Origin of the sequence: Aminobacter aganoensis (assembly GCF_014206975.1) — a bacterium.
Taxonomy (GTDB): Bacteria; Pseudomonadota; Alphaproteobacteria; order Rhizobiales; family Rhizobiaceae; genus Aminobacter; species Aminobacter aganoensis.
This window is the reverse complement of the sequence record NZ_JACHOU010000006.1, coordinates 65,030-85,643: the sequence shown is the minus strand read 5'-3', so window position 1 is coordinate 85,643 and position 20,614 is coordinate 65,030. Positions and strand designations below refer to the sequence as shown.

Sequence of the window (20,614 nt, the reverse complement as noted above, 5' to 3'; positions counted from 1 at the left end):
GTGACCTCAGAACCTCAGCTTCTGCATGGCGAACATCAGGTCGGTCGACACGCCATAGGCTGGCGGCATGCCGAACAGGATGCCGACCGAAGCCTGCACCGGCGACGACGGGTTGTTGATCTCCCAGAGGCTGGTGAAGCGCTTGAGGAAATCGCCGAGCTTCTTGGGGTTGGAGAAATCCGAGATCTTCAGCTTCTCCTCGAACAGCTTGACCTGGCGGTCGATGTCGGCCGACGCAAAGGCTTCAGGCAGGCCGAGCGCGGTGCGCACGACCTTGGCCAGCGCGGGGTCGGCGAGCACGTCGTAGAAGCTGCCGATGGAGGATGCCTTACGCTCGAAATAGAGCGCCAGCCGGACGCCTTCATTGTCCTTGCCGGCGTCTTCTTCCAGCGTCTGGCGCAGGAACTTGTCGGTGGACGGTTGCTGGGACGGGTTGATGGTGGTGGCGTCGGCGCCATAGGCCTCGAAGTTGAAGGCGGTGGCGAAAGCGGCGTAGCGCTTGTCCGCCATCTCGTTGGCGAAGCTTTTCGGATCGCGGACGCCGCCGGCAAGGACCTTCTCCATCATCTCCTTGTTGGGGATGGAGGCTTCGATGCCGAAGGATTTCATCGCGAATGCGTAGAGCCTGGCGTCGGCCATCAGGTCCTTGGCCGACGTCACCTTGACGATGTTGTCGAGGTAATACTTCACTTCCTTCTGGACGGCTTCCGACTGGGTGTTGCCGCCGTCCATCCCGACCCGCAGCAGGTATTTGTCGACGGCGCCCTGCTGGGCCTTGTTGAAGACGGTGGTGCGCTCGCCCAGCTCGGCGAAATTGAAGCTCTTGACGAATTCGGCGTAGCGCTTGTCGGTCAGCTTGTTGGCGAAGCTGTCCTTGTCGGCGACGCCTTCCTTGAGCGCCTTGACCATGAACGCCTTGGCATAGGCCATGTCCTGCAGGCCGTGGGCCTTCATGGCATATTTGAACAGGCGGTCGTTCTTGACGAACTCATCAATGGTTTTCACCTTGGTGATGTTCTTGAGGTAATATTCGGTCTCGCGCTCGATGATGGGCTGCTTCTCGACGCGCTCGAGCGCCTTGCCGATGTCCCTCGCAATCAGCTGGTAGCTTGTATAGGTATTGAGCACGACAACGCCCTTCCGCCGCAGGATAGACTGGGAAGGCTACGCCCAAATGCTTGCGCGAGGCTGAATCGTTTTCTGCATCGTCTTTCAAGCCTCACACAAGGCACGGCCGCTATCTGTGCCTGATAGTGCTTTGAATGCGGAAGGACCGGCTTGTGGGCATTCTGATCGGACTCGTCGTGACGCTGGGCTGCGTGCTTGGCGGCTTCATGGCGATGGGCGGCCACCTCAACGTCCTGATGCAGCCGTGGGAACTCGTCATCATCGGCGGTGCCGCGCTCGGCACGTTCCTGGTCGCCAACCCGATGGCGACCGTCAAGGACACCGGCAAGGCGATGGTCGAGGCGCTCAAGCAGGCGGTGCCGAAAGAGCAGGACTATCTCGAGACGCTGGGCGTACTGCACTCGCTGATGCGCGAGCTGCGCACCAAGACGCGCTCCGAGGTCGAGGCGCATATCGACAATCCCGACGAGTCGGCGATCTTCCAGGCGTTTCCGTCGGTGCTGAAGAACTACGACCTGACGCATTTCATCTGCGACTACTGCCGCATCATCATCATCGGCAATGCGCGCTCGCATGAAATCGAGGCGCTGATGGACGAAGAAATCCAGACCATCCGCTCGGACAAGCTCAAGTCCTACCACGCGCTGGTGGCCGTCGGCGACGGCCTGCCGGCGCTGGGCATCGTTGCGGCGGTGCTGGGCGTGGTCAAGGCCATGGGTGCGCTCGACCAGTCGCCGGAAATCCTCGGCGGCCTGATCGGCGCGGCCCTGGTCGGCACCTTCCTCGGCATCTTCCTGTCCTACGCGGTGGTCGGTCCCATCGCCACCAAGATCAAGACGGTGCGCGAGAAGAAGAACCGCCTCTATGTCGTGGTGAAGCAGACGCTGCTGGCCTACATGAACGGCTCGCTGCCGCAGGTGGCCATCGAGTTCGGCCGCAAGACGATCTCGTCCTACGACCGCCCGTCGATCGACGCGGTGGAGCAGAGCACGCTGAACACGGGCAACCTCGAAAAGAAGGCCGCCTGAGACGATGAATACCACCGCAAGCCCGGCGGAACCGCGCGACCTCGTCATCGAGCGCCTGCTGGGCGACACCGGCGAGCCGGCCAAGGTGCATGCCGCCGCCCGCCGCCTGGCGGAACGTTCGGCGACCGCGATCGCCGCTGCCGTCAACGAAGTGCTGCCTTCGCCGATCTTCGTCGAAGTCGCGGAGGTCAAGCTCGGCCGCATGGCCGACGCCAAGGCCGGCAAGAACAACCAGGCCATGTGCGTGGCGGCGACCCGGACCTCGCCCGACGGCCTGGTGATGACGTTCGATCCGCAGGCGATCGCGATCCTCGTCAACGTCATGTTCGGCGGCGATCCGGACCGCGAGGTCGCGGCCATCGAGCGCGAGCTTTCGTCGATCGAACTCGGCGTCGTGTCGCTGCTGATCCAGGACGTGGCGCGCGCGATGAACGCGCAGGGCGCCAATGGCGGCCTTGGCGTCAAGCTGCCGGTGCCGGATGCGATGACCAGCACGGTGATGAAGAAGCACGTGTTTCGCGACGGACCCTCGGCGCGCGTCGTGCTGTCGGTCTCGACGGCGGTGTCGCGCGGGACGCTGACCCTGACGCTGCCGCAACGCGTACTGGTCGAGGATCGCCGCGACAAGAGCGAAGCGGAGGCTGCGCCGGCGACCGAATGGAGCTCGCGCTTCTCCGACGAGCTGATGCGCTCGACCGTCCGGCTCGAGGCGTCGATGCCGCTCGGACGCATGACCCTCGGCGACCTCTCCGTGCTCGAGCTGGGGCAGGTCATCGAACTCGCCGAAAACACCCAGTCCAATGCCGTGATCTCGGCGCGCGGAAAGACATTGTTTGCCTGCGAATTCGGCAAGCTCGGCCAGAACTACACCGTCCGCATCAGGCGTCCGTTCGACGCAACCGAAGAAACAATTGAAGGGATCGTGGCGGGTTGAGCCGATGCGCTGCCACCCAGCGCCCGGCACCGTGAACGACAGAACTGGAGAACACCGATGAGCAAGGCGCAGCCCAAGCCCGAGGTCGAAAAGCCCGAAGTCGAAGTCGAGGACGACCAGCTGAACCGCGCCATCGAGGAACTGCGCGGCGTGCTGAGCGAGGAAGAGAAGCGCCCGAGCGCTGCCGCTCCCGCCGCTGCCGCCGGCAACAGCGTGATCTTCGACATTCCGGTCGAGGTGCAGATCGTGCTCGGCAGCACCGAGATGCCGGTGTCCGACCTGATGACGCTGCAGAAGGGCTCGACGGTTGCGCTCGACCGCCGCATCGGCGAACCGGTCGATGTCGTGGTCAACGGCCGCCGCATCGCGCGCGGCGAGATCACCGTGCTCGAAAGCGATCCGTCGCGCTTCGGCATCCGGCTGACCGAGATCGTCGCGGCAACCAAGAGCGCCTGAGGAGCCAGCCTGTGCTTTCCCCTGCTTCAAGAAAGGCCTCCGCATGACATTGCTGGCGACGCTGACGCGGCCGCAGAAGGCGGCGGCCATTCTGGTGGCGATGGGCAAGCCGTCGGCGAGCCGGTTGCTGAAGTTCTTCAAGCAGGACGAACTCAAGGCGCTGATCGAGGGCGCGCGGCTGCTGCGCACCATTCCGCAGGCCGATCTCGAACGGATCGTCGCCGAATTCGAGGCCGAGTTCACCGAAGGTGCCGGCCTGCTCGATTCGGCCGACAAGATGGACACGATCCTCAACGAGTCGCTGTCGCCGGAAGAAATGAACGCGCTGATGGGCAAGGACGAGCCCGCGGCCAAGAAGGACACGACGCCCCCGGTCTGGCCGCAGCTCGAAAAGCTGGAGCCGGCGCAGATCGGCACCTTCCTCTCCAACGAACATCCGCAGACCGCGGCGATGATCCTGTCCAATCTCGCGCCGACCTATGCCGCAAGCGTGGTGCTGACGCTGGACAAGCCGCAGCGCAGCGAGATCATCAAGCGGATGATGGAACTGGCGAGCGTGCCCCAGGCCGCGACCAAGCTGGTGGAGGACCAGATCCGCACCCGCGTGCTGGCCGAAAGCGCCCAGAAGGATACGTCCGTCGGACAGACGCGCGTCGCCAGCGTGCTCAACGAACTCGACAAGTCGCAGCTCGAGGAAGTCATGAACGACCTGCGCGAGGTCGGCATGGCCGATCTCGACGCCATCCGCGCCCGGCTGTTCTCCTTCGACGACGTGCCCGTCATGTCGCAGAAGGCGCGCGTGGCGCTGTTTGACGGGCTGTCGAGCGAACTGATCACCCTTGCCTTGCGCGGCACGGCGCTGCCGCTTGCCGAAGCGGTGCTGTCGTCGATCGGCGCACGCACGCGGCGCATGATCGAATCCGAACTCAGCCAGGGCTCGGAAGGCGTCCAGCCGGCGGAGATCCTGCGCGCCCGCAAGACCATTGCCTCCACCGCTTTGCGCATGGCGAACGAGGGTCTCCTCGAATTGCCGTCGGCGCAGAACGCCGCCTGATACCGCGCCAGGGTTCCTGAGCGATGGCGGACGGAGAGGACAAGGACTCCAAAACAGAAGAACCGACGGAGAAGAAGATCCGCGACACGATGGAGAAGGGCAAGCTGCCCGTCTCCAAGGAAGTGGCGATCTTCACCTCGTTCCTGGCGATCCTCGTCTACACCGTGTTCTTCGCCAGCAATTCGGTGGCCGAGCTCGGCGTCTTTTTGTCGAACTTCCTGGAAAAGCCCGAAGCCTGGCCGCTCGGCACCGAGCGCGATGTCGTCGAGCTGTACCAGGCGGTGACGGTCGAGATCGGCCGGGCAATCGCCAGCCTGTTCCTGATGCTGGTGGTGGCTGGTGTCGGGGCATCGCTGGTGCAGAACGTGCCGCAGTTCATCGGCGAACGGGTCCGGCCGCAGGCGTCGCGCATCTCGCTGACCCAGGGCTGGAAGCGCATGTTCGGCGTGCAGGGCTTCGTCGAATTCCTGAAGTCGCTGGCCAAGCTCGGTTTCGCGATCATCGTTCTGATCTTCGTGCTGTCGGACGACATACGCGTGCTTCTGGCCGGCATGATCACCAATCCGGTGGCCTTTGGCAGCGTCATCCGCGGCGTCGCCGTCGACATCCTGGTGGCAATCGTCTTCGTCATGGGCGCCATCGGCGTCGCCGACTTCGTCTGGTCGCGCTTCCACTGGTTCCAGGAGCAGCGCATGACCAAGCAGGAGGTCAAGGACGAGATGAAGCAGTCGGAAGGCGATCCGATCGTCAAGGCGCGCCTGCGCTCGATCGCCCGCGACCGCGCCCGCCAGCGCATGATGACGGCGGTGCCGAAGGCGACGCTGGTCATCGCCAACCCGACCCACTTTGCCATCGCGCTGCGCTATGTGCGCAACGAGAACGCGGCCCCGGTGGTGCTCGCCAAGGGCCAGGACCTGGTGGCGCTGAAGATCCGCGAGATCGCCGAGCAGAACGGCATCCCGGTGTTCGAGGACGTGGCGCTCGCACGCTCCATGTACAAGCAAGTTTCGGTGGATAGTGTCATTCCACCTCAGTTCTACCAGGCCGTCGCCGAGTTGGTGCGGATCGTTTACGGAAACAGGGCCCAGCGCAATCAGCCATGAAAAACCAGTCGCATGCTTTGTCCCGCGAAGTCCTTGTTGCAACCGCCATCCAGCCGGTGGTGCGCGAATTGCGCCTCATCGACATTGCCGACTACATCGCCTTCATCCGGATGGAGCATTTCGGCAACGTGGCCGACCTGGTCGATTCCGCAGCGGAGCTCTATTTCATGCCGGGCGCATTGCGGCTCGGGCTCGGCGGCGAGGCGCATGTCAGCTGGACCGGTGCGCCACGCATCGTGCTCGACCTCGAACTCCGGCCGGAAGGCGCGGTGGTCTATTTCCAGCTGTCGATGACGGCCACCAACGCCTCGGTCGAGGTACACTACGTGTCGTTCGAAAAGCCCGACCTGGAGCCCGAGAAGAACACCGAATATCTCGCTGCCGCCATCCAGCATGCGATGATCCGGCGGACGGAACCGCGGGCCGAGGCGGCCTAGGGGCCGGGCAAAACCGGGCTGACTGGAAGCGCAAGCAAGCCTAGTCGATCAGGCCCATGCGCAGGGCCTTGGCAACCGCATGCATGCGGTTGACGGCGTTGAGCTTCTGGGTGGTCTGGGTGAGGTACTGGTTGGCGGTGTGGACCGACAGCTTGAGCAGCTTGGCGATCTCTTCGCTGGTGTAGCCGCGCGAGGTGAGTTTCAGGCACTCGATCTCGCGGCGCGACATCGCCGGCATGTCGGATGACCGGCCGGGGGCGAGGCCGGCAACCGCGCCGAACAGCGCAAAGCAGCGGCCGTGCAGGTCGTGCAGCGAATACGGGCTGGGTGCCAGATCGGGACCGGCGAAGACCAGCAGTCCCGCCTGGCCGCCGTCGGTATAGACGGGGAAGGCGATGCCACGGCCGCCATGCGCCTGGGGCTCGATCCGGCTCGTCCAGGCGAGCTGCGAAAAGGCAGCCTCGGCGCCGGCATCGTCGGCCCACCAGCAGGGTGCCGTCGACTGCCTGATGTGGCGCATCAGATGTTCGCCGATGCCGCCGCCGAGCAACCGGGCGGCGGATATGGTGCCGGGATGTTCGGAATCGAAGACGGGCGTCAGCCGGTTGCTGTCGGCGGACGAGCCGGCAAGGCAGAGCGCGAAGTCGCGCGCGCCGAGATCGATCGATATCCAGCGGCAGCGCCTGGCGGCGTCGGCAAGGGTGACGGCATGCTGGCCGGTCGGAGGGGCGGCGGACGAAACGTCCTGCCCGAGGTCGGATGCGCGGCCAGGCTGTCTCGATTGGGCGTAGCTCAAATGATGCCGCTCCTGATCGCGGTCGCAATCGCCATGGCGCGGTTGCTGGCCGACAGTTTCTGGATCGCATGGGTGATGTAGCTGTTGACCGTGTTGGACGAGACGCCAAGGATCAGCGCGACCTCGTCGGTGGTCTTGCCCTCGGACACCCAGAACAGGCACTCGCGCTCGCGGTCGGAGAGCGGGTCCTGCATCGACGCCGCGGCCAGGATGGCCGGCGCCTGCGACAGCGCATAGCAGCATTCGAGCTGGGTACGCGGCATCGCGTCGGGATCGATGCGGCCGGCCTCGGCGGCGGAGAACAGCACGAACAGGCGCTGGCGGCCGACATGCAGCCTGAGCGCGAAGATCTCGGCGTGGCCGAGCACGTCGAGCAGGCGCGCTTCCTCTCCGCCGAGGACGGCGGGGGCCTGGGCGGCGATCAGGCTTTGCGGACGCACGCCGGGCGCGCTGGCGAAGGGCCCTTGGGCGAGGCCGGCGATCAGGGCATGGCCGGCGATCTGGATGGCGTCGTAGATCCAGTTGGAGGCGATGATCTGGAGATTGTCGCGATCCTGGTCCTGGGCGATGGCGACGAGCATGTAGCCGTCGGCGCCGATCTCGTCGGTCAGGTTCATGAAAAAGGCCGTGAGATCGCTGCGCGATGCGAGCCTTGCTGCGACGGTCGTCTGTTCGTTGCGGGCTGCGAGGGCGGTCATGCGGAATTTGGCCGGAATCCATTGGAGGCCGGAAAAGGCGGCTGCCCGATCCGGTTCGAAAACGCTTCACTTGAGACGAAAAACGCCACGCAGATGCCAGAGGCATCCATCGGCCGAATCCGTGCGGGTCGCGCGAAACCTGACGCGCTCTCAACCGAGAAAAATCCCGGCGTTTCAGAGAGTTGGTGGTTCGCCGCGCCCCCCGTGGACCGGCTGATTCGGGTTCAATTTAACCCCTCGCGAATCGCTCGGCAAACAGAATTGACAAAAAGTTAATTCAGAGTCCTTCGACAGACTCAGGGCGCGACCGAAGACCCGGCAAACGCTGGGGAAGTGCGGTCGAAAATCGTCATTGATCGGCCGGAGCATTCGGCTTAACGCTGCGTCCACTGCGGCAGGGGAATGCAATGAGCGACCAGTTTCGTGAAGTGACCAACGTGTCCTGGTTCGGGCGGATCAAGCGCGCGGTCGGCGGCGTGCTGGTCGGCATGCTCCTTGTCGTCGCGATGGTTGTGGTGCTGTTCTGGAACGAGGGCAGGGCGGTGACCACGGCGCGTTCGCTGGCCGAGGGTGCCGGGGCCGTGGTGTCGGTGCCGGTCGACAAGATCGATGCGGTCAACGAAGGCGAACTGGTTCACACGACTGGGCCGCTGACCTCGTCGGAGGGTGTCGGCGACCCGGATTTCGCGATCGAGGCCAAGGGCGTGCGCTTGGTGCGCAACGTCGAGATGTTCCAGTGGGTCGAGAACTCCAAGTCCGAGACGAACACGAAGCTCGGCGGCGGCGAAGAGACGATCACCACCTACAGCTATGCCAAGGAGTGGCAGGACCGGCCGATCGCCTCGGCGGAATTCAAGCAGCCGGCCAACCACCAGAACCCGTCGATGGAGCTCGGCTCGCGGTCGTTCCAGATCAGCGAAGGCAAGCTCGGCGCATTCACGCTGGACGAGCCGATGCTCGACCGTATCGGCGACACCGACCCGCTGACGATCACGCCGAGCCAGCTTGCCGGCATCACCGCCGCCTATTCCGGTACGGAGCGCGTCAGCATTATCGATGGACGCATCTTCATCGGCGCCAATCCGACCTCGCCCGCGATCGGCGACTACCGCATCGGCTACCAGTTGGTGCCGCTTGGCGAGATCAGCGTCATCGGCCGCCAGACCGGCGACCGGTTTTCGCCCTACCAGACGGTGGCCGGCGACGAGTTGCTGATGGTCGATACCGGCAGGGTGCCGGCGGAGAAGATGTTCGCCGAGGCGGTGAGCGTCAACACGATCGTCACCTGGCTGGTGCGCGCCGGCTGCCTGCTGCTTTTGGCGCTCGGCTTCGGGCTGCTGCTGGCGCCGCTCGGCGTGCTGGCCGACGTCATCCCGTTCGTCGGCTCGATCGTGCGCATGGGCACGGGGCTGATCGCCTTCGTGCTGGCGCTGCTGCTGGGATCGGCGACGATCGCGGTGGCGTGGTTCTGGTACCGGCCGCTGCTGGCCATCGGCATCGCAGTGGCCGGAGTGCTGGTCGCCTTGCTGCTGACCCGGCTCGGCCGCCGGAAGGTGGCCGCCGCGCCGCCACAGGCGGGCGCGACGGCCTGAACGGTCAGGCGCCCTCGAAGCCGGTGAGCACGCCGACGGCATTGATGCCGATCTCGTCGACGGCGTAGCCGCCTTCCATGACGAACAGGCTGGGCAGGCCGAGCCTGGCGATACGAGCGCCGATCCTGGGATAGTCGGCGCTGGTCAGCTTGAACTGGCTGATCGGGTCCTTCTCGAAGGTGTCGACGCCGAGCGAGACGACGACGACGTCTGGCGCGTAGGCGGCGAGCTTGGCGCAGGCATCCTCCAGCGCCAAGCTCCACTTGTCCCACGAGGTGCCGAAGGGCAGGGGGTAGTTGAGGTTGAAGCCTTCGCCTGCGCCCACGCCGCGCTCGTCGGCATGGCCGAGGAAGAACGGGTACTCGGTCATCGGGTCGCCATGCAGGTTGATGACCTGAATGTCGGGGCGATCGTAGAAGATCTCCTGCGTGCCGTTGCCGTGGTGATAGTCGACGTCGAGCACGGCGACGCGCCTGGCGCCCTGGTCGCGGAACCACTGCGCGGCGACGGCGGCGTTGTTGATGAAGCAGTAGCCGCCCATGAAGGCAGCGCCGGCATGATGGCCGGGCGGGCGGCAAAGCGCGAAGGCGCTGCGCTCGCCAGCCTTGACGAACTGGGCCGCCGTCAGCGCCACGTCATAGGACGACTTGATGGCGTCCCAGGTGCCCTTGACGAAGCTCGCGCCGCCGTCGAAGGAATAAAAGCCGAGCAGGGCCTCGATGTTGCGCGGGGGCACATCGCCGCGCAGGCCGCGCGTCGGCCAGGCGAAGGGGATTGCCGAGCCGGACTTGCCGGCGGCTTCCCATTTCGGCCAGACGGTCGGCAGGAAGTCGACATAGTCGGCCGTATGCACGCGCTTGGCGGCTGCGAGGTCGTGGATTTCAGGCGCCAGGATCGGGCCGAGCTTCTCGCTCTCGACACGCTTCTTGATGATCTCGGCCCGCGATGGCTTTTCGAAGCCGGGCACGATGGCGCCGGCGACAAGCTCCATCTGGCCGCCGTGGCCGGCGTGGAGCGGGGAATAGACTGTCTTCATGAGGGTCCTTCCTGACGTTAGCTGAGGTCGAGATAGGGGATGACCAGGGCGAGCCACATGGTCTTGACGTCGTCCTGGATGAGATCGAAGGCCTTGCGGTCCCGCTTCAACCCCACGAGCCGGCAGACGTGGCCGACCTCCATCATGACCACGCCGAGCCGGCTGGCGACCTGGTCCGGAATCGCGGGGTTCACATGCTGCAGCCAGGCAGCGTAGAGGGCGATGATCTGGTCGTCGTATTCGTTCTGGATGGGCCTCAGGTCGGGATTGCCGGTGATGGCCTCGATGACCGGCATCAGGTTGGCGTTGTCGAGGTAAAGCCTGGACGTGTCGAGGAAGAGCTTGTCCACTTCGTGCTGAAACGCGTCGTGGCTGGTGGGACGGGGGGCATCGATGCGCCTCGTGATGACCTCGGGAAATGCGGCGAGCCAGCGCCGGGCGAGATCGAGCAGGATGGCTTCCTTGTTGGGATAGTACTGATAGATCGAGCCGACCGACAAACCGGCGCGCTGCGCGATGGCGAGCGTCGTCGGGGTCTTGGTGCCCTGTTCCCGGGTCAAGGTCAGGGCGGCGTCGAGGATCCTGTCGACGACCTTGCTCGACCGCTCCTGTCGTGGCTGCTTGCGCGGTTTGAGCGCCGTCCTGGTTTTCCAGTTGAGACTGCGATTCACGGAATGATCTTCTCGCTCCCTAGTCGCGCGCATCATACCGCGGGGCGTCCTCCACAACGCATCCGAAAAATCCCGCATATTGACAAACGCGAATAATTAGTCGCATTTTTTCGCGGTGCTGTCTTCTGGGAAAAGCGAGGAATTCCCGGGGGCGGCGGATCGGCTTCAGCCTTCCTGTCTGGTTGCGCCACTCCCTTGGGAATTGGGGGCAGCCGATGCGAGGGCTGACGGTCTCAGTCAGTCAAGTGCGCGGAGTCGCGATGTCTGTCCAAACGGTTCGCAATGCCGACCTGATCGTCATCAACGGCCGCGTGCTGACCATGGATCCGGCCCGGCCCGCTGCGGAAGCGGTGGCCATCGCGGATGGCCTGATCGCCGCCATCGGCGACAAGGCGACGATCGAAGCGCTGCGCGGACCACAGACCAGGATCATCGACGCCCGCGGGGGATCGGTGGTGCCGGGCTTCATCGAAGCGCACATGCACCTGTTTTCGGGTGCAGCGGAACTCGCCCACCTGCAACTTTCCGGCGTGCATGGCTTCGAGGCGCTTCGCGATGCGGTGCAGGCCTATGCCAGGTCGCGGCCCGATGCGCCGATGCTGGTGGGGCAAGGTGCCGACTACACCATCCTGGGCAGCGAGCGCGTGACGCGCCATCACCTCGACGCCATCCTGCCCGACCGGGCCTTCCTGATGGCGGCGCCCGACCATCACACTTACTGGGCCAACACGCGCGCGCTGGAGATGGCCGACGTGCTGCACGGGCGCGAACTCACGCCCGGCAACGAGATCGTCATGGGCGCCGACGGGCTGGCCGAGGGCGAGTTGCGCGAGAACGAGGCGTTCAACCCGGTGCTCAAGCTTGCGGGCGAGGGGCGCGTGCGGCTCGGCCTGTCGACGGGCGGCGAGCCCGACCCGATGGCCAATGCGGAAGAACGGGCCGGCGACCGCGCCATCATGCGCCGCGGCCTCGACTGGTGCGCCCGCCATGGCATCACCTCGATCCAGAACATGGACGGCAACTACTACCAGCTGGAGCTTCTGTCGGAAGTCGAGGCCGAGGGCGACCTGATCTGCCGGGTCAAGGTGCCGTTCCACTACAAGAATTTCATGACGCTCGAGATGCTGGACAAGGCGTCCGACATGGCCGAACGCTACGCCACAGAGTGGCTGTCGTCGGGCATGGTCAAGCTGTTCTATGACGGCGTGCTGGATTCCTGGACGGCGGTGATGATCGAGCCCTATGCCGACCGGCCGGACTGGGTCGGCGAGCCTCTTTTTTCGCCGGAAGAGTTCAGGCGTATCGCCGTCGAGATCGACAGGCGCGGCCTGCAGATTGCCGTGCATTCGATCGGCGACGGCGCGACGCGCGCGGTGCTCGACGGCTACGAGGCGGCGCAAAAGGCGAACGGCAGGCGCGACAGCCGCCACCGGGTCGAGCATGTCGAGCTGACCACGGCGAGCGACATCCAACGCTTCGTCGATCTCGGCGTCATCGCGTCGATGCAGCCGCCGCATCCGCCGGGTGCGATGACCTTCCCGCTGGAGCCGACGGTGTCGCGTATCGGTCGCGAGCGCTGGCCCTATGCCTATCCGACGCGCAGCCTGATCGATGCCGGCGCCCATGTGGTGTTTGCCTCCGACTGGCCGGTGGCGCCGATCGATCCGATCCAGGGCATGCAGGCGGCGATGCTACGCAAGCCGTGGGCCGAGGACATGCCCGACCAGAGCGTTTCGCTGCACCAGGCGCTGGCCGGCTACACGGTCGAGGGCGCCTATGCCGAGTTCATGGAAGACAGGAAGGGCAAGCTGAAGCCGGGCTTCTTCGGTGACCTGGTGGTGCTGTCGGCCGACATCGAGGCGACGGATCCAGCCGATCTGCACGAGGTGCGACCGGTGACCACCATCTGCGGAGGGCGGGTGACCTACCAGGCCTGAGCGGCATGGCGGCTTGCCTGGAGCATGATCGAGAGCCGTTGTTGCCAAGGCGCGTCGCCTGTGGTGACAATCGAACGGGGAAAAATATTCCACTGTGAAGGTGGATAAACAATGGGGCGTTTTGCGTGCCGGACACACCGGGTAAGAATGCGATTGAAGTTCGCGGAGTTCGCAAGGTCTTTGGAACGGGAGAGGCGCAGGTCGCGGCGCTCGACACCGTCTCGGTGTCGATCAGGGAAAACGAATTCTTCACGCTGCTCGGGCCGTCGGGTTGCGGCAAGACCACGCTGCTGAGGCTGATCGCCGGCTTCGACTTTCCGTCGGAGGGCGAGATCATGCTGTATGGCGAGGACATCGCGCCGCTGCCGCCGTTCAAGCGGCCGGTGAACACGGTGTTCCAGTCCTACGCGCTGTTTCCGCACATGACGGTGGCCGAGAACATCGGCTTCGGTCTGGAGATGCTGGGCAAGCCGCGCGCCGAGATCGACGCGCGCGTCGCCGAGATGCTCAAGCTGGTGCGCATGGAAAAGCTCGCCAAGCGCCGCACCAGTCAGATCTCGGGCGGCCAGCAGCAGCGCGTGGCGCTGGCGCGTGCGCTGGCGCCCCAGCCCAAGGTGCTTTTACTCGACGAGCCGCTGTCGGCGCTCGACTACAAGCTGCGCAAGGAAATGCAGATCGAGCTCAAGCGCCTGCAGCACGAGACCGGCATCACCTTCATCTTCGTCACCCACGACCAGGAGGAGGCGCTGACGATGTCGGACCGCATCGCGGTGATGTCGTCGGGCAAGATCCTGCAGGTCGGCAGCCCGCGCGACATCTACGACCGGCCGGCGGAGCGCTTCGTTGCCGACTTCATCGGCGAGACCAATTTCCTCGACGCGCGGATCGACGGCATCGACGGGAGCAAGGCCAAGGTGACGCTGAAGTCCGGCGCGACGATCTCGGCGACGCTGCCCGACGGCTTCAAGCCGGACGGCGAGGCCACGGTGGTGATCCGGCCCGAACATGCCAAGGCCGTCAAAGGCGATGGCGACATTTCGGGCGTGGTCGAAAACGTCGTCTATTTCGGCACCGATACGCATGTCCACATCAGGCTGGACGACGGCGAGACGTTCACCGTCCGCCAGCAGAATGCGCGGGGGGCCGGAACGAGCTTCGAGCGCGGCGAGCGCGTCGGCATCGTCATCGGCGACGATGCGGCCCAGATCCTGAAGGACTGAGCCATGGCGACCGCAGCCGAAATCGAAAAGCAGACAGAGGCGCGGGAGATCAGGAACCGCTGGTTTCTGTCGGCGCCGGCGCTGATCATCATCCTGCTGGCCGCATCCGGCCCGCTGCTGATCGTGCTCCTCTATTCGTTCCTGACGCCCGGACCGTATGGCGACGTCCAGTGGACGTTCTCGACCGAAGGCTGGGTATCGGTCTTCCTCGAACGCGACATCTTCGACGACACGCTGTCGTTTGCCAGCGCCCACCTGACCATCTTCTGGCGTTCGCTGAAGCTTGCTCTCATGGCGACGGCGGCGACGCTGATCTTCGGCTTTCCGACGGCCTATTTCATCGCCACGCGGCCGGAGCGGACGCGTGACATCTGGCTGTTTTTGATCACCATTCCGTTCTGGACCAACCTCTTGATCCGCACCTTTGCCGTGCTGCAGGTGATCCGCAACGAGGGCATCATCAACACTGCGCTGATCAATCTCGGCATCACCGACCAGCCGATACAGATGCTCTACACCGACTTCGCCATCATGGTCGGCATGGTCTATGTCTATCTGCCGCTGATGGTGCTGCCGCTCTATGCCAGCATGGAAAAGCTCGACTTCCGCCTGGTCGAGGCCGGCTATGACCTCTACGCCACGCGCTGGCAGGTGCTGAAGCGGATCATCTTCCCGATGGTCAGGCCCGGCGTCATCGCCGGTTCGATCCTGGTGTTCATCCCGGCGATCGGCGCCTATGTCACGCCGAGCGTCCTGGGTGGCGGCAAAAACATGATGTTCGCCAACCTGATCGAGCTGCAGTTCGGGCAAGGCCGCAACTGGCCGCTGGGGGCGGCGCTGTCGATCACGGTCATGGCGATCGTGATGGTGGCGCTCCTGGTCTATGTCCGCAACACGTCCGGGTCGGAGGCGCGTCATGGCTAAGCGGTTCTCGATCCGCCAGCAGACCGGCTTCACCACCATCGCCGCGGCCTGCTTCGTCCTGCTCTACGTGCCGATCGCTGTGCTGGTGGCCTATGCCTTCAACGAGTCGACCTCGGTATCCGAATGGGGCGGCTTCTCGCTGCGCTGGTTCGCCGCCGCCTGGAACAACGACCAGGTCATCGACGCCTCGCTGCGTTCGCTGAAGATTGCCTCCTCGGCGGCGGTGATCGCGACGGTCGCGGCAACCATGGCGGCGCTGGCGACGACGCGGACCCGCGCCTATCGCGGGCTGACGTTCAAATATGCCTTCATCAACCAGCCGCTGATGGTGCCCGAGATCGTCACCGGGGTGGCGCTGCTGATCTTCTTTGCGCAGATCAAGGTCGCCACCGGCTATTCGGGCCTCGGCTACCTGATCGCCGCGCATACGGCGTTCTGCATCCCCTTTGCCTATCTGCCGATCCGGGCGCGGCTCGAGAACATGGACCTGACGCTCGAACGCGCCGCAGCCGATCTCTACGCCACGCCGTGGAAGGCGTTCCGCCGGGTGACGCTGCCGCTCCTGTGGCCCGGCATCATCGCCGGGCTGATGCTCGCCTTCGTCATCTCGCTCGATGACGTGGTCATCACGGAATTCGTCAAGTCGGGCGGCCAGGACACCCTGCCGACCTACATGCTGGGGCAGATCCGCCGCGGCATCACGCCGGAGGTCAATGCGATTTCGACCGTCTTCCTGCTCTTGTCGGTCGTCATCGTCACGCTGTTCTTCTTCTTGAGCAGGAAACGGGATTAATCAACGGGAGTGGAATGATGAACCTGAAATCCATGTCGATGGCTGCCGGCCTTGCGCTGCTCGCCTCGACCAGCCTGGCTTCCGCCGCCGGCGAACTCAACATCTACAACTGGGGCAACTACATCAGCCCCGACATGATCAAGAAGTTCGAGAAGCAGTTCGACGTCAAGGTGACGGTGACCGACTACGATTCGAACGACACCGCACTGGCCAAGGTGCGCCAGGGCGGCCACGGCTTCGACGTCGCCATGCCGTCGCAGACCTACGTGCCGATCTGGGTCCAGGAAGGCCTGGTGCTCGAGACCAATCCGGGCGGCATGGAGAACTTCAAGAACGTGGCGCCCGAATGGGCCAATCCGGCCTTCGATCCCGGCCGCAAATACACCGTGCCGTGGGCATGGGGCACAGTCGGCGTGGTCGTCAATACCGACGACTACAAGGGCGACATCAACACCTGGAAGATCGTCTTCGACACGCCTGACGAGCTGAAGGGCAAGGTCAACGTCGTTCCCGAGATGAACGACGTGATCCATGCCGCGATCAAGTATGTCGGCGGCGAGCAGTGCACCGGCGACAAGGACGTGCTGAAGAAGGTGCGCGACGTGCTCGTTGCCGCCAAGCCGAACTGGATCGCCATGGAATACAACACCATCGAGAAGATGGGCGCCGGCGACTTCAAGGCGACCAGCGACTGGAACGGCTCGGCGCTGCGTCAGCGCCTCAAGAACCCGGCCATCCATTACGGCTATCCGGTCGAGGGCTTCCAGTACTGGTCCGACAACGTCGTGGTGCTGAAGGAAGCCAAGAACGTCGACAACGCCAAGCTGTTCCAGAATTTCATGATGGATCCGGAAAACGCGGCGATGAACTCGGCCTTCCACCGCTATGCCAACGGCATCGCCGGGTCGGAGAAGTTCATGCCGGTCGACATGACCTCGGCGCCGGAAGTCGTGGTGCCGGAAGAGTTCAAGAAGAACGGCGAAATCCTGCAGACATGCGCGCCGGAAGTGACGGCGCTCTACACCAAGATCTGGACCGAACTGCAGAAGTAGGTTCTGCCCGGATTTGCCAAGGACTTGTCGCAGCCGGATCACATCCGGCTGCGACAAGCGTTTAGCCTGCCGCTGGCAGGGTAGTCACAGCTCAATAAAAAGGAGTCCCGCTGTGAAACCATTTATGTCCACCACTGTCGCGGCGATCGCGCTGCTTGCGGCCACCGGCCTCGGCCGCGCCGAAGGCCAGCTCAACATCTACAACTGGGGCAACTACACCAACCCCGAGGTCATCAAGAAGTTCGAGGACAAATACCAGGTCAAGGTGACTGTCACCGACTACGACTCGAACGAGACCGCGCTCGCCAAGGCGCGCCAGGGCGGCAGCGGCTTCGACATCGTGGTGCCGTCGCAGACGCATCTGCCGATCTGGATCAACGAAGGCCTGCTGCTGGAGACCAATCCCGGCGGCATGGAGAACTTCAAGAACGTCGCAGCCGAATGGGCCGATCCGAGCTTCGACCCGGGCCGCAAGTATTCGGTGCCATGGGCCTGGGGCACTGTCGGCGTCGTCGTCGATACCGGCGTCTACAAGGGCGACATCAACACCTGGAAGGTCATCTTCGAGACGCCCGAGGAGCTGAAGGGCAAGGTCAACGTCGTTCCAGAAATGAAGGACGTGGTGACTGCTGCTGTCCGTTACGTCGGCGGCGAGCAGTGCACCACCGACAAGGACGTGCTGAAGAAGGCGCGCGACCTGCTGGTGGCCGCCAAGCCGAACTGGATCGCCATGGAATATGGCGCCGTGGACAAGATGAAGGCGGGCGACTTCAAGGCCTCGAGCACCTGGAACGGCGCAGGACTGCGCATCCGGCTGGAGCGCCCGGACGTGCAGTTCGGTTATCCCAAGGAAGGTTTCACCTACTGGAGCGACAACGTGGTCGTGCTCAAGGATGCCGCGAACGTCGAGAACGCCAAGCTGTTCCAGAACTTCATCATGGACCCTGAAATCGCGGCCGGGCTTTCGGCGTTCCACCGCTATGCCAACGGCGTCGCGGGATCGGAGAAATTCATGCCTGACGACATGAAGGATGCACCGGAGATCGTCATTCCGGAGGCCAGCAAGGCACATGGCACAATGTCGCTGATGTGCTCGCCGGAGGCCGACGCGCTCTACACCAGGATCTGGACCGACCTGCAGAAGTAGGCATTTCGTAGATGGGGTTCGGCGTCCGCGCCGAACCCCGCAAACGCCGACAGCGCGAGGGTGATGCCATGAGCTCCTACCGCAACAGCGAAAATGTGCCCCCCATCATGCAAGGCTCGCCGCCGGCCATTCCGGTGCCGAAGGCGGCGTGGGACATGCCGCCGTGGAACCGCTGGGCGTTCCAGCACGTCCGCGAGATCGTGCCGACCGTCGAGGTGTGGCGCGGCGAGGGACCGGTGCGGCAATTGCCGCGCGCCGAGGTCGACCTAGACAGCCTGGCGGTGAGCGACAGCGCGGGCAATCCTGCAACATTGTCCGGCTTGCTCGACGAGAGCTACACCGACGGCTTCATCGTGCTCAAGGAAGGCAAGATCGCCTATGAGCGCTACTTCAACGGCATGACCGAGCGGACGCCGCATCTGTCGCAATCAGTGGCGAAGTCGGTGACCGGCACGGTGTTCGGCATCCTCGCGGGGCGCGGCATCGTCGACCCGAAGAAGCTGGTGACCGACTATATTCCCGAACTGGCAACGACCGGCTGGAACGGGGCGACGGTCCAGCACGTGCTGGACATGACCACCGGCGTCCGTTTCAGCGAGGCCTATACCGATCCCTATTCCGACATCGGCCAGGTCGACGTCGCCTGCGGCTGGAAGCCGGTTCCGTCTGGCACCGACCCCAGTTTCAGGTGGCCGCGGCATGTGTTCGAGCTGATCCAACGCCTGACCGGGACGACGCGGCCGCATGGCGCTGCCTTCGAATACCGCTCGATCGAGACCGACGTTCTCGCCTTCGTCATGGAGCGGGCGACCGGCAAGCGGCTGGCGCAGCTGGTCTCGGAAGAGCTGTGGCAGAAGATCGGCGCCGAAGAGAGCGCATTCTTCACCGTCGACAGCGCCGGCTACGCGCTTGCCGACGGCGGCTTCAACGCGACGCTGCGCGACTACGCCCGCTTCGGCCAGACGATCCTCGAGGACGGCGCCGGGATCGTTCCTGCCGACTGGATCGCCGAGACGCGGAACGGTACGCACGGCCCGAACTTCAGCACGTCGATGCCGGAGGGCAGCTACCGCAACCAGTTCTGGATCGAGGATCCGCGCTCGCGGGCGCTGATGTGCCGCGGCGTGTTCGGGCAACTGATCCATATCGACTGGGACACGAGGATGGTGACGGTGAAGCTGTCGACCTGGCCCGAATTCACCTCCGTCGCCTATTCGGTGGCGACGCTCAAGGCCGTCCACGCGATTGCCGACGCGCTCGCCTGAACACTGCCACAGCAAGGAAAGTCCATGATGTCATCCACCGCGTTTGAGCGCATGTTCGGCTTCGCCCGCAAGGAGGTGAGCCTGGGGAACTGGCGCGAGCAGCCTTACAACAGCTGGTCGTTCCAGAACGCCGGCGAGATGGTGCCGAGCGCGCGCATCGCTGCGCGCGAAGGCCTGGTCGAGGATGCACCGATCGACCTTGGCGGGTTGCTCGACGAGAGAATGGCGATCGACGGGAATGAGGAAACCGTCGCCGGGTTTCTCTCGCGCTCGTCGACCGATGCGCTGGCGGTGATGAAGAAGGGCCGTTTCGTCGGCGACTGGTTCGCGCCGACGATGACGCCCGATGCGCGGCACATCATCTTCTCGATCTCGAAGTCGCTGACGGCGATCCTGGCAGGTAGCCTCGAAGGCGAGGGCAAGCTCGACCCGAACGCGCCGGTGACCGACTACGTGCCGGAAGCGGCAGGCTCGGTCTATGGCAACGCCACCGTGCGGCATGTGCTCGACATGACCGTCAGCCTCGACTTCGAGGAGGCCTATCTCGATCCCGAAAGCCTGTTTGCGCGCTATCGCCGCGCCACGATGTGGAACCCGGGCGGCGGGGCGGAATCGCTGCGCGAGTTCCTCGTTTCGCTGCAGCAACTCGATGAGCCGCACGGAAAAACCTTCCGCTACCGCTCGCCCAATTCCGACCTGCTCGGCATCATCGTCGAGCGTGCGTCGGGCCAACGCTACGCCGAGCTGATGTCGGAGACGCTGTGGCAACCGCTGGGCGCCAGGCGCGATGGTTTCGTGACCGTTGACAAGGAAGGCTCGGCGCGTGCGGCGGGTGGCGTTTCGGTTGCGGTGCGCGACCTTGCCCGCGTCGGCGAGATGATGCGTCAGGGTGGCTCGTCGGATGGCGGGCGGATCGTGCCGCAGGCCTGGGTCGAGGACACGATCCACGGCGGCGACGCTGCAGCCTGGCAGCGTGGCACGATGACCAACCTGTTTGCCCAGGGGCGTTACCGCAACAAATGGTACCAGAGCGCCAATGCCAGCGGCGCCTATTGCGGCATAGGCATTCATGGCCAGTGGATCTATGTCGATCCCAAGGCCGAGGTGGTGATCTCCAAGATGTCGTCGCAGCCGCTGCCGGTGGACGATCCGCTCGACCTCGACAATGTCGCGTTCTTCGAGGCGATCTGCGCGCGGGTCTGAGGGGCGGCTTCGAGCAGGCTGCCCCCCTCATCCGGCCGCTTCGCGGCCACCTTCTCCCCATTGGGGAGAAGAGGAAGAGCGGCGGCGCCTCAGATCTCCTCTCCCCAGCGGGAGAGGTCACCCGAGCGTAGCGGAGGGTG

At 64.5% G+C, this 20,614-nt stretch carries 20 protein-coding genes; 15 read left to right on the top strand and 5 right to left on the bottom strand.

Annotated features, from left to right (window positions below):
• Positions 1-6 precede the first annotated feature (6 nt).
• On the bottom strand, positions 7-1,128 hold the full coding sequence (locus tag GGR00_RS14375) for a DUF1217 domain-containing protein (RefSeq protein WP_184699788.1): 1,122 nt from the start codon (positions 1,126-1,128) through the stop codon (positions 7-9).
• A gap of 152 nt (positions 1,129-1,280) precedes the next feature.
• Between GGR00_RS14375 and motA the strand changes: the two genes are divergently transcribed.
• From motA to GGR00_RS14345, 6 genes are read left to right on the top strand one after another with little or no spacing between them, the layout of a single operon-like run.
• Entirely contained in the window at positions 1,281-2,156 is an 876-nt protein-coding gene (motA, locus tag GGR00_RS14370) for a flagellar motor stator protein MotA (RefSeq protein WP_055980236.1), read from the top strand.
• A 4-nt stretch (positions 2,157-2,160) separates the two neighbouring features.
• On the top strand, positions 2,161-3,090 hold the full coding sequence (locus tag GGR00_RS14365; RefSeq protein ID WP_184699787.1) for a FliM/FliN family flagellar motor switch protein: 930 nt from the start codon (positions 2,161-2,163) through the stop codon (positions 3,088-3,090).
• A 57-nt stretch (positions 3,091-3,147) separates the two neighbouring features.
• Entirely contained in the window at positions 3,148-3,546 is a 399-nt protein-coding gene (fliN, locus tag GGR00_RS14360; protein ID WP_055979435.1) for a flagellar motor switch protein FliN, read from the top strand.
• Positions 3,547-3,589: 43 nt separating this feature from the next.
• Positions 3,590-4,600: a flagellar motor switch protein FliG gene (locus tag GGR00_RS14355; protein WP_055979433.1), complete on the top strand. Its 1,011-nt coding sequence runs from the start codon at positions 3,590-3,592 to the stop codon at positions 4,598-4,600.
• A gap of 23 nt (positions 4,601-4,623) precedes the next feature.
• On the top strand, positions 4,624-5,703 hold the full coding sequence (flhB, locus tag GGR00_RS14350; RefSeq protein ID WP_055979428.1) for a flagellar biosynthesis protein FlhB: 1,080 nt from the start codon (positions 4,624-4,626) through the stop codon (positions 5,701-5,703).
• Positions 5,700-6,140: a hypothetical protein gene (locus GGR00_RS14345; protein WP_055979425.1), complete on the top strand. Its 441-nt coding sequence runs from the start codon at positions 5,700-5,702 to the stop codon at positions 6,138-6,140. The genes flhB and GGR00_RS14345 overlap by 4 nt, the downstream gene beginning before the upstream one ends.
• A gap of 40 nt (positions 6,141-6,180) precedes the next feature.
• Here the strand turns inward: GGR00_RS14345 and GGR00_RS14340 are convergent, their stop codons facing one another.
• Together GGR00_RS14340 and GGR00_RS14335 are read right to left on the bottom strand one after the other, a co-directional pair.
• On the bottom strand, positions 6,181-6,936 hold the full coding sequence (locus tag GGR00_RS14340) for a helix-turn-helix transcriptional regulator (RefSeq protein ID WP_184699786.1): 756 nt from the start codon (positions 6,934-6,936) through the stop codon (positions 6,181-6,183).
• Positions 6,933-7,634, bottom strand: a complete 702-nt coding sequence (locus tag GGR00_RS14335; protein ID WP_055979420.1) for a helix-turn-helix transcriptional regulator — start codon at positions 7,632-7,634, stop codon at positions 6,933-6,935. The genes GGR00_RS14340 and GGR00_RS14335 overlap by 4 nt, the downstream gene beginning before the upstream one ends.
• Positions 7,635-8,041: 407 nt before the next feature.
• Here GGR00_RS14335 and GGR00_RS14330 point away from each other — a divergent pair, with 407 nt between their 5' ends.
• On the top strand, positions 8,042-9,226 hold the full coding sequence (locus GGR00_RS14330) for a TMEM43 family protein (protein WP_184699785.1): 1,185 nt from the start codon (positions 8,042-8,044) through the stop codon (positions 9,224-9,226).
• A gap of 4 nt (positions 9,227-9,230) precedes the next feature.
• Here GGR00_RS14330 and GGR00_RS14325 read toward each other — a convergent pair whose 3' ends face one another.
• Complete coding sequence (locus tag GGR00_RS14325) at positions 9,231-10,262, bottom strand: histone deacetylase family protein (RefSeq protein WP_184699784.1); 1,032 nt, start codon at positions 10,260-10,262, stop codon at positions 9,231-9,233.
• Between the two features lie 17 nt (positions 10,263-10,279).
• Complete coding sequence (locus tag GGR00_RS14320; RefSeq protein ID WP_184699783.1) at positions 10,280-10,933, bottom strand: TetR family transcriptional regulator; 654 nt, start codon at positions 10,931-10,933, stop codon at positions 10,280-10,282.
• Between the two features lie 260 nt (positions 10,934-11,193).
• On the opposite strand from GGR00_RS14320, the gene GGR00_RS14315 reads away from it, so the two are divergent.
• The 8 genes from GGR00_RS14315 to GGR00_RS14280 all read left to right on the top strand — a co-directional run bounded on the left by GGR00_RS14315 (position 11,194) and on the right by GGR00_RS14280 (position 20,474).
• Positions 11,194-12,870 carry an amidohydrolase gene (locus tag GGR00_RS14315; RefSeq protein WP_184699782.1) on the top strand — a complete coding sequence of 559 codons (1,677 nt, stop codon included), beginning with the start codon at positions 11,194-11,196 and terminating at the stop codon, positions 12,868-12,870.
• 125 nt (positions 12,871-12,995) lie between these two features.
• Positions 12,996-14,090 (top strand): polyamine ABC transporter ATP-binding protein, encoded by a 1,095-nt coding sequence (locus GGR00_RS14310; RefSeq protein ID WP_184699781.1) that lies wholly within the window; start codon positions 12,996-12,998, stop codon positions 14,088-14,090.
• A gap of 3 nt (positions 14,091-14,093) precedes the next feature.
• Positions 14,094-15,014, top strand: coding sequence for an ABC transporter permease (locus GGR00_RS14305; protein WP_184699780.1), 921 nt, complete (start codon positions 14,094-14,096; stop codon positions 15,012-15,014).
• On the top strand, positions 15,007-15,807 hold the full coding sequence (locus GGR00_RS14300) for an ABC transporter permease (protein WP_184699779.1): 801 nt from the start codon (positions 15,007-15,009) through the stop codon (positions 15,805-15,807). Before GGR00_RS14305 ends, GGR00_RS14300 begins: the two co-directional genes overlap by 8 nt.
• A 17-nt stretch (positions 15,808-15,824) precedes the next feature.
• Complete coding sequence (locus tag GGR00_RS14295; RefSeq protein ID WP_184699778.1) at positions 15,825-16,859, top strand: ABC transporter substrate-binding protein; 1,035 nt, start codon at positions 15,825-15,827, stop codon at positions 16,857-16,859.
• 124 nt (positions 16,860-16,983) lie between these two features.
• A complete protein-coding gene (locus GGR00_RS14290; RefSeq protein WP_184699777.1) occupies positions 16,984-18,006 on the top strand; it encodes an extracellular solute-binding protein in 1,023 nt (340 codons plus the stop codon).
• 68 nt (positions 18,007-18,074) lie between these two features.
• Positions 18,075-19,271 carry a serine hydrolase domain-containing protein gene (locus tag GGR00_RS14285; RefSeq protein WP_184699776.1) on the top strand — a complete coding sequence of 399 codons (1,197 nt, stop codon included), beginning with the start codon at positions 18,075-18,077 and terminating at the stop codon, positions 19,269-19,271.
• Between the two features lie 24 nt (positions 19,272-19,295).
• Positions 19,296-20,474, top strand: coding sequence for a serine hydrolase domain-containing protein (locus GGR00_RS14280; RefSeq protein WP_184699775.1), 1,179 nt, complete (start codon positions 19,296-19,298; stop codon positions 20,472-20,474).
• Positions 20,475-20,614 lie beyond the last annotated feature (140 nt).

Excerpts from the sequence above, each read along its gene's own strand:
- GGR00_RS14300 (WP_184699779.1), top strand. The coding sequence starts at position 15,007 with ATGGCTAAGCGGTTCTCGATCCGCCAGCAGACCGGCTTCACCACCATC.
- GGR00_RS14290 (WP_184699777.1), top strand. The coding sequence starts at position 16,984 with ATGTCCACCACTGTCGCGGCGATCGCGCTGCTTGCGGCCACCGGCCTC.
- GGR00_RS14315 (WP_184699782.1), top strand. The coding sequence starts at position 11,194 with ATGTCTGTCCAAACGGTTCGCAATGCCGACCTGATCGTCATCAACGGC.
- GGR00_RS14365 (WP_184699787.1), top strand. The coding sequence starts at position 2,161 with ATGAATACCACCGCAAGCCCGGCGGAACCGCGCGACCTCGTCATCGAG.
- fliN (WP_055979435.1), top strand. The coding sequence starts at position 3,148 with ATGAGCAAGGCGCAGCCCAAGCCCGAGGTCGAAAAGCCCGAAGTCGAA.
- GGR00_RS14330 (WP_184699785.1), top strand. The coding sequence starts at position 8,042 with ATGAGCGACCAGTTTCGTGAAGTGACCAACGTGTCCTGGTTCGGGCGG.
- GGR00_RS14335 (WP_055979420.1), bottom strand. The coding sequence starts at position 7,634 with ATGACCGCCCTCGCAGCCCGCAACGAACAGACGACCGTCGCAGCAAGG.
- GGR00_RS14355 (WP_055979433.1), top strand. The coding sequence starts at position 3,590 with ATGACATTGCTGGCGACGCTGACGCGGCCGCAGAAGGCGGCGGCCATT.
- GGR00_RS14305 (WP_184699780.1), top strand. The coding sequence starts at position 14,094 with ATGGCGACCGCAGCCGAAATCGAAAAGCAGACAGAGGCGCGGGAGATC.
- GGR00_RS14280 (WP_184699775.1), top strand. The coding sequence starts at position 19,296 with ATGATGTCATCCACCGCGTTTGAGCGCATGTTCGGCTTCGCCCGCAAG.
- GGR00_RS14295 (WP_184699778.1), top strand. The coding sequence starts at position 15,825 with ATGAACCTGAAATCCATGTCGATGGCTGCCGGCCTTGCGCTGCTCGCC.
- flhB (WP_055979428.1), top strand. The coding sequence starts at position 4,624 with ATGGCGGACGGAGAGGACAAGGACTCCAAAACAGAAGAACCGACGGAG.
- GGR00_RS14345 (WP_055979425.1), top strand. The coding sequence starts at position 5,700 with ATGAAAAACCAGTCGCATGCTTTGTCCCGCGAAGTCCTTGTTGCAACC.
- GGR00_RS14325 (WP_184699784.1), bottom strand. The coding sequence starts at position 10,262 with ATGAAGACAGTCTATTCCCCGCTCCACGCCGGCCACGGCGGCCAGATG.
- GGR00_RS14285 (WP_184699776.1), top strand. The coding sequence starts at position 18,075 with ATGAGCTCCTACCGCAACAGCGAAAATGTGCCCCCCATCATGCAAGGC.